Raw genomic sequence first — 15,243 nt, 5'->3', positions numbered from 1 at the left:
GTCGCTGACGTCCGGGATCGCTACCTCGGGGCTATTGACGGGTAACCGCGAATTTACCTATCCTCCGGATCACGAAATATTCGGGGAATATATGAAAATTTCAGGCTAACTCCCGAAAGGGGATATCCATGCTGAGTCGGCGAGGCGTGGTGGCTCTGGCGGCATCCGCTCTGCTTCTCGGATCCTGCAGCACGAGCGGAGACGGCGAGGGGGCCCAGGCAGGCGCGAGCACCGGCTCGGAGAAGGTCACCTTCGAGTTCTGGAACCTGGCGACGGCGGACCCCCTCAAGACGTTCTGGGCCAATACCATCAAGGAATACCAAGCGGCCCACCCGAACGTCACGATCAAGAACATCTCCATCGAGAACGACTCCTACAAGCCGAAGCTCGCCACGCTCACCCAATCGGGCAAGGCACCCGACCTCTATTCCACCTGGGGCGGCGGCGTGCTGAAGCAGCACATCGAGGCCGGCCTGGTGAAGGACCTGTCGGCCGACGCGGCCGACACCATCGGCGGCATCACCCCGGCGGCCCTGGCCGCCTACCAGTTCGACGGCAAGACCTACGGGCTGCCCACCGACATCGGCATGGTCGGCTTCTGGTACAACAAGGCGCTGTTCAAGAAGGCCGGCATCACCACCCCGCCCGCCACCTGGACCGAGTACCTGGAAGCGGTCAAGAAGCTGAAGGCGAGCGGGACCACCCCGATCGCCCTCGCGGGCAAGGCCAAGTGGCCCGGCCACTACTACTGGGCCTACCTGGCGATGCGGGTGGCCGGGCTGGACGCGCTCAAGCAGGCCGGCACCACCAACGACTTCACCGGGCCCGACTTCGTCACCGCCGGGCAGAAACTCAAGGAACTCGTCGACCTGCAGCCGTTCCAGAAGGGCTTCCTGGGCGCCGACTACTCCACCCCCGACGGCCAGGCCGCGAACGTGTCGAACGGCAAGGCCGCCATGGAGCTGATGGGCCAGTGGGCCCCGTCCGTGCAGAAGGACTCCGGCAAGGGCCTCGGCGACGACCTCGGCTTCTTCCCCTTCCCCGCAGTGGAGGGGGGCAAGGGCGCCGCGGGCGACGCGTTCGGCGGCGGTGGCGGCCTCGCCGTGAGCGTCAACGCCCCGCCCGCCGCGCTGGACTTCCTGAAGTTCGCGCTCAAGCCGGAGAACCACAGCAAGGCCGTGAAGGCCGGAGGCGTCCTGCCCGTGCTCAAGCAGGGTGAGGAGGACGCCGTCACCGACCCCCACATCAAGACGGTCTCCGAGACCCTGGCTGCCGCGAGCGGCTTCCAGCTCTACCTCGACCAGGAGTACCCCCCGGCCGTCGGCCAGGAGGTCAACGACGTCGTGGCCGAGCTGATCGGAGGCACCAAGACGCCGGAGGAGGTCGTCCAGGCCATCACCGAGACGGCCAAGTCGGAGTCGGAGTAGCCGCCCGGATGACGACGATGACAGGGCCGGACGCACGTCCGGCCCCTCACCCCGAGCGGCCCGCCGTGAGGCGGGGGCGGGACGGTGGCCCCCGCCGAGGCCGAGGCTGGATCACCGCGATCCTGTTCGTGCTCCCCGCGCTGATCCTGTTCGCCCTCCTGGTGCTGCTGCCGATCCTGGTGGCCGGCTACACCAGCCTCTTCAAGTGGAACGGCATCGGCCCGCCGAGCAACTTCATCGGCCTGGACAACTTCACCCGGCTCTTCCAGAGCGACATCTTCGCCGGGGACCTGCGCAACGGCGGCATCCTGATCGTGCTGGGCCTGCTGGTGCAGCTGCCGCTCTCGCTGGGCCTGGCGGTGATGCTGAACCAGCGGATCCGCGGGCGGGCCTTCTACCGGCTGCTGTTCTTCGCGCCGTACATGCTCTCCGAGGCGATCATCGGCGTGCTGTTCTCGATGATCCTGTCGCCCGATACGGGCCTGGCCAACCAGCTGCTGGTCTCCTGGGGGATGGAGCCCTGGACCTGGCTGTCCGAGCCCGACACCGTGATGTTCTCGCTGTTCCTGGTGATCACCTGGAAGTACTTCGGGTTCCACATGATCATCTATCTGGCCGGGCTGCAGGGCATCCCCAAGGAGCTGAGCGAGGCGGCCAGGATCGACGGCGCCGGCGGCTGGAACGTGTTCCGCCACGTCACCCTGCCGCTGCTCGGACCCACCATCCGGGTCAGCGCGTTCCTGTCCGTCATCGGCACGATCCAGCTCTTCGACCTGGTCTGGATCCTCACCGGCGGCGGCCCCTCGCACGCCTCGGAGACCATGGCCGTCAGCATGTTCGAGTACGGCTTCAAACGGTCCCAGATCGGCTACTCCAGCGCGATCAGCGTCGTCATGTTCGTCATCAGCCTCGTCTTCGCCCTCGGTTACCAGCGGTTCGTCCTGCGCCGGGACCTGGAGGGGGCCAGCACCACCATGGGGGACCGCCGATGATCGCCCGGCTCCGCACGTTCCCGATCCACGCGGTCATCTGGGTGGCGGCCGTCTTCATCGTCATCCCCTTCCTGTACGGGCTGCTCGGCGGTTTCAAGACCTCCGGCCAGATGTCGACCAACCCGCTGGGCCTGCCCTCCCCGTGGGTCACCGACAACTACACCGACGTGATCGTCTCCGGCGCGTTCTGGCGCCAGCTCCTCAACAGCCTGTTCATCGCGGTCGCGACCACCGTGCTGGTCGTGGGGCTGTCGGCGATGGCCGCCTTCGCCTTCGCCCGGTTCGCCTTCCGGGGCCGGGAGTTCCTGTTCACGCTGTTCGCCATCGGGCTGATGTTCCCGTTCGCGGTGGCGATCCTGCCGCTGTTCGTCCTGCTGCGCACGTTCGGCCTGCTGGACAACCCGCTCGGGGTGATCCTGCCGCAGGCCGCGTTCGGCCTTCCGCTCACCGTGATCATTCTGCGGACGTTCTTCCGGTCCATCCCCCGGGAGATCGAGGAGGCCGCCATCATCGACGGCTGCACCCCCTTCGGCTTCTTCTGGCGGGTGCTGCTGCCGATCGCCAAGCCCGCCCTGGCCACCGTCTCGGTGCTGGCGATCGTGGCGAGCTGGAACAACTTCTTCCTGCCGCTGGTGGTCTTCAACGACCCCGGCCTGTGGACCCTGCCGCTCGGCGTACAGCAGTTCCAAGGGGAGTACATGACGGACATCGCCAGGGTCCTGGCCTACGTCATCGTCGCGATGGTCCCCGCCCTGGCCTTCTACTCCGTCGCCGAGCGCCAGCTCATCAGCGGCCTCACCGCCGGTGCCACCAAGGGCTGACCCGGATTCCGCCGCGGTGCGGAGAGACCGTCGTATTCGCATAGGTCGATTCGTAGAGAGTGAGACACCATGACCCTGAGTGTCGCCGGATCCCGTCTCGTCGATTCGGCCGGCACCCCGGTACGGCTGCGTGGAGTGGGCCTCGGGGGCTGGCTGAACATGGAGAACTTCATCACCGGCTACCCGGCCAACGAGTCCGCGATGCGCGAGGCCGTCCGGGAGGTGCTGGGGGAGGACCGGGCCGAGATGTTCTTCGACCGGCTGCTCACCTCGTTCTTCGGCGCGGACGACGCCGCGCTGCTCGCCGGGCTCGGCGTCAACTGCGTCCGCATCCCGATCAACTACCGCCACCTGGAGTCCGACGACCGCCCCTTCGAGATCGTCGAGCACGGCTTCCGCCACCTGGACCGGGTGATCGGCCTGCTCGCCGAGCACGGCATCCACAGCGTCATCGACCTGCACGCCCTGCCCGGCGCGCAGAACCAGCACTGGCATTCCGACAACCCCACCCACGTCGCCGCGTTCTGGCAGCACCGGCACTTCCAGGACCGCGCCGTCCACCTGTGGGAGGTGGTGGCCGACCGCTACCGGAACAACCCCTGGGTGGCCGGATACAACCCGATCAACGAGCCGGGCGACCAGAGCGGGCGGGTCGTCGGCCCCTTCTACGACCGCCTGGTCAAGGCCGTCCGCGCGGTCGACCCGCGCCACGTGCTCTTCCTGGACGGCAACACCTACTCCACCGACTTCTCGATCTTCCGCGAGGTGTACGAGAACACGGTCTTCGTCTGCCACGACTACGCCCTGGCCGGGTTCGCGCACGGCGGCCCCTACCCCGGCCACACCCGCGGCGAGTGGGTGGACCGGACCCAGCTGGAGCTCGCCTTCGAGCGGCGGACCGCCTTCCAGCGCGAGACGGGCACCCCCATCTGGGTCGGCGAGTTCGGGCCCGTCTACACCGGCGACCCGGAGATCGACCGGCAGCGCTACCGGATCCTCAGCGACCAGCTGGAGATCTTCGACTCGTACGAGGCCGGCTGGTCGCTGTGGACATACAAGGACGTCGGGCTGCAGGGCCTGGTCAGCGCGGGCGAGCCGTACATGAGCCGGTTCGGTGACTTCATCGCGAAGAAGGGACGGCTGGGCGCCGACCGGTGGGGCTCGACGATGGAGGAGGCGGCGAGCGACCTGGCCCCGCTGCACCGGCTGATGGAGACCGAGTTCCCGTCCTGGAACCCCTACCCGTGGGGCGCCCGCTACCAGACCGACGACCTGATCCGGCACATCCTCATCGCGCAGGCGCTCCTGCCCGAGTACGCGGAGCTGCTGCGCGGCTGCTCCGACGAGGAACTGACCGCTTTGGCCGACTCCTTCGCCCTGGCCCGCTGCGTCCGGCGGCAGCCGCTGCTCGACCTGCTCGCCGAGAACCTGCGCGGCGAGGGTTCTCGCGCCGGGGACCCGGTCGGCGACGCCTGACACCCGTCCCGCTCCCACCCGCCCGTCCCGGCCGAGGAGCCCGGGCCGAGGAGCCCGGGAAGGGCGCGCGCCTCCCGGCCGCCCGGGAGAACGCCGCGCCCGGCTTCGACGTCCGGGCCGACGACGTCCGGGCCGACGACGTCCGGGCCGGCGACGTCCCGGACGCCGTCCGCACGGCCGCCGCGACCCGGAACGGCCCGACCGAAGCGACCCGGGGCGATCCGGCCCGCGTGACCTGGAACGACCTGGCCGGAGCGACCTGGAACGACAAGGCCGGGGGAGCCGCACCGGCACGTCGCGGCGGCGGTGCTCCGGCTCACCAAGTGAACACGACCGCCAGAGCGCCAGGTCCGCCTTCCCCCAGGGGGCAGGGCCTGGCTTTCGGGGGGGTGCCGGGCCGGGCCTTCAGGGGGGTGGGCCCGGCACCCTTCCGGAGATCCGTGTTCGGAGGTCACCTGTCCCGGGGAACCTTCGTGACGCTCGAAGAAGCAGGGCGGATCCCTGACACTCCCGCCCACACCGGCCCGGCCCCGGGTCGCGGGACCTTCCGAAGGAAGCCTTGGACACATCGAGGCCGAAGGAAGGCCCGGACATCAGGTTCGAAGGAAGGCCCGGACACGCGGGGCGAAGGAAGACCCGGACACCAAGGGAGTCTCGTGTACGCCAACCCCGTCATCCCCGGTTTCCACCCCGACCCCTCGGTGTGCCGGGTGGGCGCGGACCACTACCTCGTCACCTCGTCCTTCGAGTGGTTTCCCGGGGTCCCGATCTTCCACAGCCGCGACCTCGTGCACTGGCGGCAGCTCGGCCACGTCCTGGACCGGCCGTCCCAGCTCGACCTGGACGGCGTACGGCCCTCGGGCGGTATCTACGCCCCCACCATCCGGCACCACGAGGGTGTCTTCTACATGATCACCACATTGATGGACGAGCCGGGCAACTTCCTGGTCACCGCGACCGACCCGGCCGGGCCGTGGAGCGACCCGGTGTGGTTTCCCGAGACCCGGGGCTTCGACCCCTCGCTGTTCTTCGACGACGACGGCCGCGCCTGGATGACCGGCACCCGGCCGAGAGAGGCCGCGCGCCACGACGGCGACAACGAGATCTGGCTGCGCGAGTTCGACCCGGCCACGCTCAAGCTGCTCGGCGAGGAGCACGTGATCTGGGAGGCGGCACAGCGCGGCGGCGTCTGGTGCGAGGGCCCGCACCTCTACCGGATCGGCGCCCACTACTACCTGCTCACCTCGGAGGGCGGCACCGCCGAGGACCACGCGGTCATGGTCGCCAGAGCAGAGCGGATCACCGGCCCCTACGCGGGCAACCCGCGCAACCCCGTTCTCACCCACCGCCACCTCGGGCTGCGCCATCCCATCACCAGCGTCGGCCACCCCGACCTGGTCCAGAACGCGCAGGGCGAGTGGTGGTCGGTCCTCCTCGCCACCCGCCCCTACGGCGCTCTCCCCGCTCCGGCCGACGGCCCTTCCCCCGCTTCCCCCGTCTCCTCTGCTTCCGTGGGTTCCCTCGACGGTCTCTCCCCCGAAGGCTCCTCCGACGCCCGCTCCCACAACGGATCGGCCGGCTCCCGTGGTGAATCCGCCGGCGACCGTGGTGGATCCGCCGGCGACCAGCTCACGACGGCCGCCGTCCGCGCCTCCAAGGGCTACAACCTGGGCCGCGAGACCTTCCTCACCCGTGTCCGCTGGGAGGACGACTGGCCGGTCTTCGACCAGGTGGAACCGTACGCGCAGGCCCCCTCGGCGCCCGCGCGCCGCTGGCCCGCCACCCCCGCCTGCGACCACTTCGACGCCCCGCGCCTCGCGCCGGTCTGGAACCACCTGCGCACGCCCCGCGAACCGTACTGGAGCCTGGCCGACAGCCGCCTCACCCTGCGGCTGCGACCGCAGACCCTGCGCGAGCGGGCCGCGCCCAGCCTGGTCGCCCGGCGGCAGCAGCACCTCGCCTTCGCGGCCCACACGATGCTGGAGTTCCGCCCGCGGGGCAAGGAGTGTGCCGGGCTCGTCCTGTTCCAGAACGACGACTTCCACATCACGCTCGTCCTCACCGCGCACGGCCTGGAACTCACCCGCAGGTCCGGCGGCACGGACACCCTCCTGGGCCGCGCGGACGCCGTCCCGTCCGGCCCGCTGTGGCTGGGCGTGGAGGCCCACGGCCAGGACTACCAGGCCCGCTACGCGCTGCGCCCCGGCGAGTGGACCGACCTCGAGGCCCCGGTGGACGGCCGGGTCCTCAGCTCCACCGTCGCCGGAGGCTTCACCGGCACCATGATCGGCCTCTACGCCTCCTCCAACGGCGACCCGAGCACCAACACGGCGGCCTTCGACTGGTTCGAGTATCTGCCGCTCCCGGGGTGACCCGTCGACATCCGGGCCCGGTGCGGATGCGTCGAGAGGCCCGCTGCGACGGTCTGGCCCGGATCTGACAGGTCGTTCGCGAGGTGGGTCGGCTCGTCGCCGTGCACCCCGGGGTCGATGAGCGACACGCCATCGCGGCCCCGCACGACAACGGCGTCGCTCCGGCAGAACTCGCCCTCGTGGACCGGCACACCGTCCGCGACCCGCTTCAGCACGGGCTCGCCTTCTTGGCGTCCCGGACGGTGTAGCGATGCATCGTGACGCCCCGCTCGAACGATCGCTGCTCGAGCAGGTCGAGCTCGATCGGCAGGTCGTAGTCGTCGAACAGCGGCCTGCCGAAGCCGAGGATCTCCGGGTGGGTGAAGAGCAGCAGCTCGTCGAGCAGCCCGGCCCGGAGCAGCTGCGTCGCGATCGCCGCGCCGCCGACTCCGATGGCGCCGTCGGTCTCGGCGCGCAGGGCGGCGAGTCGCTCGATCGCGTCGTCCCCGCCGATGATCCGGGTGTCGTGGCCGGCGCTGTGGCGGGTGCGGGAGACGAGCACCTTGGGCTTGGTGGTCCAGATCTCGCCGTACTCACGCATGACGTCCGGCAGCGACGTGTCCTCGCGCGCCCGTGGCCAGTACTCCTCCATCGTCTCGTACATGACCCGGCCCTGGACCATCAGGGCGAGCGCCCGCGCCTGCGCGTTGAACTCGCGGTGCAGCTCCTCGCCGATGCGCAGCCACTCGCCCGCGCCGTTGTCGCCGGGGACCTGCTCGATCCGCAGGTCGAGGGACACGTTCATCCAATATACGAAGTGGCCCATCATCTCCTCTTCCACCGTAGTGATTGCGTTTTGCAACTACTATAGTGAGGGCGAAACACCTGTCAAGGAGGAACTGTGGAACCACGGTCCGGGTGCCCGATCAACGCCACCGTCGAGGTGCTCGGAGATCGCTGGTCGTTGCTCGTGCTGCGCGACGTCATCTTCGGCGACCGCCGCTACTTCCGGGTGCTGCTCACCGGGTCGATCGAGGGCATCGCCTCGAACATCCTCGCCGACCGCCTCGTGCGGCTCGTCGACGCGGGGATCCTCACCCGCGGCACCGCGGCGCGTGGGCAGCGCGCTCGCTACAGCCTCACCGAAGCAGGTATCCAGACTCTTCCGATCATCTACGCCCTCGGCAACTGGGGCCTCGACTGGTGCGCGGGCAGCGCCGAGCTCCGGAGCCGGCAGCAGCTCATGCGCGACGAGGGGCCGGCGTTCGTCGAGGAGCTCATGGACGAGCTCCGCGTCCGCCACCTCGGCGCCCCGCCGAAGCCGCACGACGGCCCAGGCCCGTTCGAGCGCCTCGACGCCGCCTACGCCGCGGCGGCCGCCCCAACCACCGATCAGCCCCGGGTGTAGCGGTGTTTGGCGCCGGGCGGGAAGTAGTCGGGGTCGCCCGTCTCGCGGAGGTGGACGACCGGGGGCTGCTTCGCCGGGGGCACGTAGTTGGCGAACTCGCTGTTGAGGCGGCGCAGCTGGGCGAGGATGGAGCGGCCGATCGCCTGGGCCATTTCGTCGGAACCGCGCAGGCCCGGCGCCAGCTCGACGGTGACCGTCAGGTGCCGGTCGCGCTCGGCGTCCTCGGTCACCTCCAGCACGAACTTGCCGGTCACCAGGGTGTTGACCTCAGGCTGCTCCAGGCCGATCGCGATGTTCTCCGAGTACAACATGAGTTAAGGCTGTGATTCACCACAGGAGGGCTCATGATCCCGGTTGTGTCGTACGCGCGGATCTCGGTGGACGGCAGGAAGGACGAGCACGGCGTCCAGGACCAGCACGCGGTGAACCGGGAGACCGCCGCCCGGCACGGCTGGACCGTGGTGCACGAGTTCACCGACAACGACAAGTCCGCCGCGAAGGCGCACGTGGTCCGCGACGCCTTCGAGGCGATGGTACGGGCGCTGCGGGCCGGGAGGCTCGACGACGGCACACCGGTCCGGGGAGTGGTGGTCGTGGCCGACGACCGCCTTGCCCGGCGGCCCGGTGACTACGAGCGGTTCGTGGAGGCGTTCACCAAGCGCGACGGCCTGGTCTTCGCCGACTCCAAGCAGACCAAGAACCTCTACAGCGAGGACACCGAGAGCATGGGGCTGTTCGGTGTGGTGATCTCCAAGATGGAGGTCCGCAAGATGCAGCGCCGGATGCGCCGCTCACACCGGGCACGTGCCGAGAGCGGGACCCCGGTGGGAGGTGCTCGCCCGTTCGGCTGGCAGGACGACCGGGTGACCCTGGACCCGGTGGAGGCGCCGCTGGTGCGCCAGGCCGCCCGTGACTTCATCGCCGGGCGTTCCCTGCACTCCATCGCCCGGGAGTGGCAGCGCAACGACCTGCAGACGCCCCGGGGCAACAAGTGGCAGAGCGTGACCCTGAAAGCCGTACTGTCGGCTCCCCGGCTCTGCGGGTGGCGTCGGCTGGACGGTGAGATCGTGCGCGACGGTGAGGGAAACCCGGTCGTCGGCAAGTGGGAACCGATCCTCACCCCTGAGGAATGGCTCGCCGTTCAGGCCATCATCGACACCAGGAAAGGCGGGCTCGTCCACAACGACGGCAGCGTGGTGAGGCTCGTCTCTCCGCAGGAAAGAGAACGTCAGTATCTTCTGTCCGGCATTCTCCGCTGCGGGCGCCCGACCTCGGAGGGCGGGATATGCAACAAACCGCTCCGGGCGATGCGCCGCCAGGGAATCGAGTACCACAGCTATTCATGCTCGTCCAAGGCTGCGGGCGGCTGCGGTGGCATTTCCCGCCGGGGCGACGTGGTCGACTTCTTCATCTCCGAGCTGGTGATGAAGAAGATGGAGGAGGCCACCTTCTTCGAGTCGGCGGACGGCTCCGAGTGGACGGGGGAGGAGGAGCTGGAGACCGCCGTGCAACAGCTCGACGAGCTCACCCGCCGGTGGCGGACCAAGGAGATCAGCGCGGAGCTGTACTTCCGGGTCGCCCCGGAGCTGGAGGCGACCATGGCACGCCTGCGGGCGGACAGGGCCAAGCGCGCGGCCTCGGCGGAGGTTCGGCAGGCTCGGGCGTCGCTGGGCATGGAGGAGATCCGGCGACGCTGGTACCTGCCCGAGGAGGACGGCGGACTACCGCTGTCCAGCAAGCGCGCCCACATCACCGATGCCCTGCACGCGGTCATCGTCCATCCGAGAGGCGGCGGCCGCGCCCCCTTCAACCCCGACCTCCTCGAACCGATCTGGCGCGAGTGACGGAGAAGACGTCTCAGGACGTCCTCGACGACCAAGGGAGCTGCTCGCCTTACCCAGAGGCGACAGCTCCCTTACTTCTCGTCGTCGATGATCATATGCAGCCGTATGCGGCTGGACGCCATGGGACGCCACCGTACGTCAGTGGACGTCCTGGGACGTCTGAGGGGACGCGGCAGGCGGAATTTACGCCCGCATGATTTCGTCGCCCCGGTGGTACAAAGAGAGATACCAAAAGCCCCGTCATTTCCGGGAAGACAGCGAGAAACCAGCCGCGACAGGCACGAGCGAAGAAAGCCACCGGGCACCCGACCACCACACGCCGTTCCGCTGGAGAGACCCGGCCAGCGGTAGGCCAGCACCACCGGCATCGCTCGCTGCTCATCAGTCGCGCAACCCTTAACACTCCGAGCTCTCGCTGATAAGCACCACCGCTCACCAGGCATACGACTTCCGCATGCCTGGCGATGGTGCGCGCCTTTTCCCGGACATGAGCGGCGGCTCCCTGCGAGGAAAGGAGCTGTTTGGTTCCCAAAGAAATGGGGCCGTACGTCGCGCTCGCCGAGGAGTGGTGCGAGCGCATGATCGCCGACTCGCCCCGGTGGTCCGCTGATCGATGGCGACGCATCGCCGTCATCCACGGCATCGAGTTCGTCGAGGAGACGGAGACAGCTCGTGCCACCGCATCACGACGCAAGGAGACCGAGAAGAAGGAGAACGCCGCGTGAGAGAGGTTCCGTCCTTTTCCTCCGATGTGCTCGCCGCCATGGAGCGCGCGGCCATGCCGGACTTCGGACGGTGGCAGCGCATGCTGTACGCCACCGGCGGTTGTGCCCAGCCCGTCCGGCTCCACGGTGAACGCATCACCGTGGACGCCGGAACGGGTGAGGTCCTGGACGTCTACCGGACCGCCGACGAACCGACCGGCTTCCTGCTGACCGCGTGCGGCAACCGGCGCGCGTCGCGCTGCCCTGCCTGCTCGGCGACCTACAAGGACGACACCTACCACCTGATCATTTCCGGCCTGCGCGGCGGCAAGGGCGTTCCCGAGGACGTCAGCGCTCACCCTCGCGTGTTCGCCACCTTCACCGCCCCCTCCTTCGGCGCGGTCCACGGCCACCGGGAGAAGGACGGCAAGACCCTGCCGTGTCGTCCCCGGCGCGACCTCCCCGTCTGTGAGCACGGGCGTCCCGAGGGCTGCGGTGCCCGCCATGACCGTGACGACCCCCAGGTCGGACAACCCCTCTGCATGAGTTGCTATGACTATGAAGGCGCGGTGCTGTGGAACGCCCACGCGGGTCGGCTCTGGCGGGAGTTCACCAAGACCGTCCCGTCCGTCTTCACACGGCTGCTCGGCATCAGCCGTACCGACCTGCGGAGCATGCTCCGGCTCTCGTACGCCAAGGTCGCCGAATATCAGGCGCGCGGCCTGGTTCACTTCCATGCCGTGATCCGCCTCGACGGCCCGGACGGCCCGGCTGACCACCCGCCGGACTGGGCGACCGTCCCGCTGCTGGATGAGGCCATCCGCCAGGCGGCTTACCAGGTCGTCATTCCCGTGCATGGCGAGCGTCCCGTGTCGCTGCGATGGGGCGACCAACTCGATGTGCGCCCGGTCTACGTCTCCGCCGACCTCGACGGCGTGAGCGACCGCCGCGTGGCCTCCTATGTGGCCAAGTACGCCACCAAGGGCGCGGAGTCGGCCGGAACCGTTGACCGTCCCGTCCGCCACATGTGGGAGGTCCGGAACCTGGACGTCACCGAACACGCCCGGCGCATGATCTACACCTGTCTTCTCCTCGACGACCTTCCGGAGTACCGGGACCTTCCTCTCCGCCATTGGTCCCACATGCTGGGGTACCGTGGCCACTTCTCATCCAAGAGCCGTCACTACTCCACGACCCTGGGAGCACTGCGCCAGACGCGTGCCGATTATCGCGCCGTACGGGCTCGGATGCTTCTGGGCCTGCCTGATCCTGACGAGGGCAACACGCTCACGGTCTCCGAGTGGACGTACGGCGGTAGCGGCCATCGGCACGGAGAACCGTTCTGGGCCGAACTCGCCAGGCAGGGCATCGCCGCCTCTCGCCGGATCGCCCGCGAGAAGGATTAGTGACGAGGTGTCCCTGCGCCGAGTGGTGTGGCCGGCGGAATGCCGCAGGCACCCGAAGGGCTCGCGAAGCGAGTTCGGCCGGCGACACCACGACCGTCAGCCCATTGCCGACGCTGGCTCAGATCAGGGCAAGGACACCGTGAAGCTCACCTACTCGGTCTTGTCGGTGGGCGCGGACTCCTGGCGCTCCTCCGGTGTGGTCACGAAGCTGCCCATGCCGGGCTCGGTGCGAATCAGGCCGTCAGTACGAAGAGCGCGCATGACCTTCTGGCCGGTGGCGTTGGCGATGCCGAACTCGTCGACGAGATCGAGAAGAGACGGGATGCGTTCACCCGCCTTGTACTCACCAGAGCGGATGCGCTCCGCGATGATCGCGTGTACCTGTCGCCACCTGGGCTGGTTCGCCTTCAACTCCACCACGGTGATCACCGTAGGGAGCTACTGCGCGCCATGGCGATGGACAGCGCGCTAGGTGCGCTATAGCGCGCTATGGCGTGGATGGTTTATGGTGTGCTCATGGCCGAGCAGAACGCACACCTGCTGCTCGACCAGTGCATGAGTCCTCATGTGGCCATGGCCCAACGGGATCATGTGCGCCTGGACTGGCGACCGCCGTACCGCACGCTTGCTCGTGCACGGCCGGTGGCCTGGACCTGTGCATGCCGAGCAACGCTCTACGAGCTGTGCGAGGGCGGGGGACAAGCGTTCATCCGCCGGACAGTACAGCTCGACGGCAAGCCGCAGATCTTCGAGACCTGCCGCTGGTCGATCAGCGAGGCACGGCTCACCTGGACGGCTCTGCTGTCGGGACGGGTCCGATAGACGGGCGTGGCGGCGTGGGACCGGAGGGACGGCGCCGCCACGCCTACTACGGTGCCAATGGTTGACCGTATGGCCCCTAGTCCATCCCCATTTTTAAAGCTCTCGAAGCTGCGACCGGGCCACGTGGCATTTTCTTATATCCACTCTCGGCATATATGGTGAATTGCTGTCCGCTTTTTATGGATACCGGTCGTTTTAGTTGAATGCCAGAAAACGTGCTCAGAGGGGTATGCGGTAGTTGGGGTAAGTCTGCTTAAGGATATTGTTGTCAGGATTGATGCCTATGACGTAGCCGCTTAGCTGCAATGTAAGATACAGGAGAGGCGTGGTATCTTCTTGAAAGAGGCTTCTAGGCGCTATGTTTGCAAATCTCGACGTCTGGCCTCATCCAACAAGTCAGTGGGCTTCAGCGGCTTGCCTGTATCGATAGTTACGAGCAAATCCCCCCTGGTGCCATCCTTGCGAGGTAGGCCGTGACCCCGAACCTGAAACGTGCGGCCGTTCGGAGTTCCCGCTGGAATGCGCAGGGTGATTAAGCCGCCATGGAAAGGTAAAATTTCAATCTCTCCGCCTTGCTCGACTTTTTTGGATGTAACTGGAATAGTGATCGTTAGATCGTCTCCATGACGGCCAAATCGCTCATGCCGTGTAATTTTCACAAGAATGTAAAGATCGCCGTTTTGGCCGCCGCTTTCGCCAGGTTCCCCTTGTCCTCTCAGTAGGGCTCGTTGACCATCGCCGATGCCTCCTGGAATCCGAGCCTGGATGGTGCGAGTAGTGGCGGTCTTGCCGCGACCGCTACCATCGCACACTGGGCATGGGTAATTGATCACGAAGCCTCGATCGCCGCAGTCCTGGCACCGATCAGACGGTGAAGAGCTCTCATGATTGCGATCAGTCGTTCTGCGAATCACGCACATTGGGCAAATTCTAGGTAAGGTACCGACTCTTGCTCCAATGCCACTGCAAAGGGCACATAAGTCTGTCTTTGGAAGCTGGAGCGACAGTGTGATGCCCTCGACTGCCTCGTTCAAGGTTAGTAGAACTTCGAATTCAAGGTCTTTGCCGCGACGAGGTCTGGCGACGGTGGCTATGTTTACATCGCGGCGATTAAGGAGGGGCAGGGACGATTCATTGGAACTTGGCGTTCCCTTATCCTCCGAGACAAGACTCTTCCCGAGCCTTGGTGCTTGTTCGCCCTTCCATGGCACTTCCTTTGGAGAAGCGGCACGATAAGTGGCATTCTGGGCTTTTTTAATTATATCAGCTGCGCGCGCATGGGCATCAGTAACAATCTGATTGGCCATATTCTTGGCCTCGATGATAATCGTATTGGCCTGCTGATGAGCCTCGGTTAAAACCTCTTCGCGCAGTCGCTCCAGTCTGGGTGTCTGGGTATCAGAGCGATTGTGTTCAGAATCAGCAATCCGCTCCCAGGCTAGCCGCCAAGGTGTCACCTCATTGACGCCACATGCTTGTACAAAAGTGATTAGCACAGTTTTCTTAGGAAATCGGCGCCCTTTAAGCATATCGGCGACTGTGGACTTCGATAGCGTTGCAGCCCCCGGCCTATTAGCTGCCCATCGCTCTAACGTCCGCAGCGACGGGTTATCAGCCCGAGCATGTAGCTGACGTAACACCGTGGCGAGGCTCTCGCAGGTATTCGCCGCGGCCAGTGACTCTTCTAAATCTTGGGTGTATGGCGCCTCGTTCACGCTTCAGCCCCTGTCCGCCGCTGTCCGATCGTGTCCCCCAGCGTACGACCAGTGGGCAGTTGTCAACAGATGGTTGTCCCATCACGATTGCAACCTGTCCGAGCGCTTGCTTGATCCGTCATCAGTTGGGGTGAATGCGTCCATCTAACTACCGGACATCGCGTCCTGCGGAGTCTTCTGGAGTTGCACCGAGCTAGCCAACCTCGGCGTAGGGCGCCCGGCCACCCTCTGCTGTCCGGAAGAACGAGGATATATTCATGATCAAATTTACCCCCGT

Annotated in this window: 14 protein-coding genes; 10 read left to right on the top strand and 4 right to left on the bottom strand. The window is 66.9% G+C overall.

Annotation, left to right across the window (positions count from 1 at the left end; translation table 11 throughout):
• Positions 1–128: 128 nt before the first annotated feature.
• The 5 genes from ACFFRH_RS24780 (at position 129) to ACFFRH_RS24760 (ending at position 7,088) form a co-directional block, all read left to right on the top strand.
• Entirely contained in the window at positions 129–1,427 is a 1,299-nt protein-coding gene (locus tag ACFFRH_RS24780) for an extracellular solute-binding protein (RefSeq protein ID WP_386159884.1), read from the top strand.
• Positions 1,428–1,492: 65 nt separating this feature from the next.
• Positions 1,493–2,419, top strand: coding sequence for a carbohydrate ABC transporter permease (locus tag ACFFRH_RS24775; protein WP_386159882.1), 927 nt, complete (start codon positions 1,493–1,495; stop codon positions 2,417–2,419).
• The gene (locus ACFFRH_RS24770; protein WP_386159880.1) at positions 2,416–3,240 is read left to right on the top strand and encodes a carbohydrate ABC transporter permease; all 825 of its coding nucleotides are present in this window, start codon (positions 2,416–2,418) and stop codon (positions 3,238–3,240) included. The genes ACFFRH_RS24775 and ACFFRH_RS24770 overlap by 4 nt, the downstream gene beginning before the upstream one ends.
• A gap of 69 nt (positions 3,241–3,309) precedes the next feature.
• A complete protein-coding gene (locus ACFFRH_RS24765) occupies positions 3,310–4,716 on the top strand; it encodes a glycoside hydrolase family 5 protein (protein ID WP_386159878.1) in 1,407 nt (468 codons plus the stop codon).
• 656 nt (positions 4,717–5,372) lie between these two features.
• The gene (locus tag ACFFRH_RS24760; RefSeq protein WP_386159876.1) at positions 5,373–7,088 is read left to right on the top strand and encodes a glycoside hydrolase family 43 protein; all 1,716 of its coding nucleotides are present in this window, start codon (positions 5,373–5,375) and stop codon (positions 7,086–7,088) included.
• 208 nt (positions 7,089–7,296) lie between these two features.
• On the opposite strand, the gene ACFFRH_RS24755 is transcribed toward ACFFRH_RS24760, so the two are convergent.
• Complete coding sequence (locus tag ACFFRH_RS24755; RefSeq protein ID WP_386159874.1) at positions 7,297–7,908, bottom strand: dihydrofolate reductase family protein; 612 nt, start codon at positions 7,906–7,908, stop codon at positions 7,297–7,299.
• A gap of 60 nt (positions 7,909–7,968) precedes the next feature.
• Between ACFFRH_RS24755 and ACFFRH_RS24750 the strand changes: the two genes are divergently transcribed.
• Positions 7,969–8,475 carry a winged helix-turn-helix transcriptional regulator gene (locus tag ACFFRH_RS24750; protein ID WP_386159872.1) on the top strand — a complete coding sequence of 169 codons (507 nt, stop codon included), beginning with the start codon at positions 7,969–7,971 and terminating at the stop codon, positions 8,473–8,475.
• On the opposite strand, the gene ACFFRH_RS24745 is transcribed toward ACFFRH_RS24750, so the two are convergent.
• Positions 8,460–8,786 carry a hypothetical protein gene (locus ACFFRH_RS24745; RefSeq protein ID WP_386159870.1) on the bottom strand — a complete coding sequence of 109 codons (327 nt, stop codon included), beginning with the start codon at positions 8,784–8,786 and terminating at the stop codon, positions 8,460–8,462. The two genes, ACFFRH_RS24750 and ACFFRH_RS24745, sit on opposite strands and share 16 nt — an antisense overlap.
• Before the next feature lie 33 nt (positions 8,787–8,819).
• Between ACFFRH_RS24745 and ACFFRH_RS24740 the strand changes: the two genes are divergently transcribed.
• The 3 genes from ACFFRH_RS24740 (at position 8,820) to ACFFRH_RS24730 (ending at position 12,429) form a co-directional block, all read left to right on the top strand.
• Positions 8,820–10,319 carry a recombinase family protein gene (locus ACFFRH_RS24740; RefSeq protein ID WP_386159868.1) on the top strand — a complete coding sequence of 500 codons (1,500 nt, stop codon included), beginning with the start codon at positions 8,820–8,822 and terminating at the stop codon, positions 10,317–10,319.
• 521 nt (positions 10,320–10,840) lie between these two features.
• Positions 10,841–11,044 carry a hypothetical protein gene (locus tag ACFFRH_RS24735; RefSeq protein WP_386159866.1) on the top strand — a complete coding sequence of 68 codons (204 nt, stop codon included), beginning with the start codon at positions 10,841–10,843 and terminating at the stop codon, positions 11,042–11,044.
• Positions 11,041–12,429 (top strand): replication initiator, encoded by a 1,389-nt coding sequence (locus tag ACFFRH_RS24730; protein ID WP_386159864.1) that lies wholly within the window; start codon positions 11,041–11,043, stop codon positions 12,427–12,429. Before ACFFRH_RS24735 ends, ACFFRH_RS24730 begins: the two co-directional genes overlap by 4 nt.
• 150 nt (positions 12,430–12,579) lie before the next feature.
• On the opposite strand, the gene ACFFRH_RS24725 is transcribed toward ACFFRH_RS24730, so the two are convergent.
• Positions 12,580–12,858, bottom strand: coding sequence for a GntR family transcriptional regulator (locus ACFFRH_RS24725; protein WP_386159862.1), 279 nt, complete (start codon positions 12,856–12,858; stop codon positions 12,580–12,582).
• 87 nt (positions 12,859–12,945) lie between these two features.
• Between ACFFRH_RS24725 and ACFFRH_RS24720 the strand changes: the two genes are divergently transcribed.
• A complete protein-coding gene (locus ACFFRH_RS24720; RefSeq protein WP_386159860.1) occupies positions 12,946–13,251 on the top strand; it encodes a hypothetical protein in 306 nt (101 codons plus the stop codon).
• A 356-nt stretch (positions 13,252–13,607) separates the two neighbouring features.
• On the opposite strand, the gene ACFFRH_RS24715 is transcribed toward ACFFRH_RS24720, so the two are convergent.
• Positions 13,608–14,966, bottom strand: coding sequence for a DnaJ C-terminal domain-containing protein (locus ACFFRH_RS24715; protein ID WP_386159858.1), 1,359 nt, complete (start codon positions 14,964–14,966; stop codon positions 13,608–13,610).
• Positions 14,967–15,243: the final 277 nt, after the last annotated feature.

It is taken from the genome of Streptosporangium vulgare, assembly GCF_042428775.1.
Lineage (GTDB): Bacteria > Actinomycetota > Actinomycetes > Streptosporangiales > Streptosporangiaceae > Streptosporangium > Streptosporangium vulgare.
This window is presented reverse-complemented; position numbering and strand designations above follow the sequence as displayed.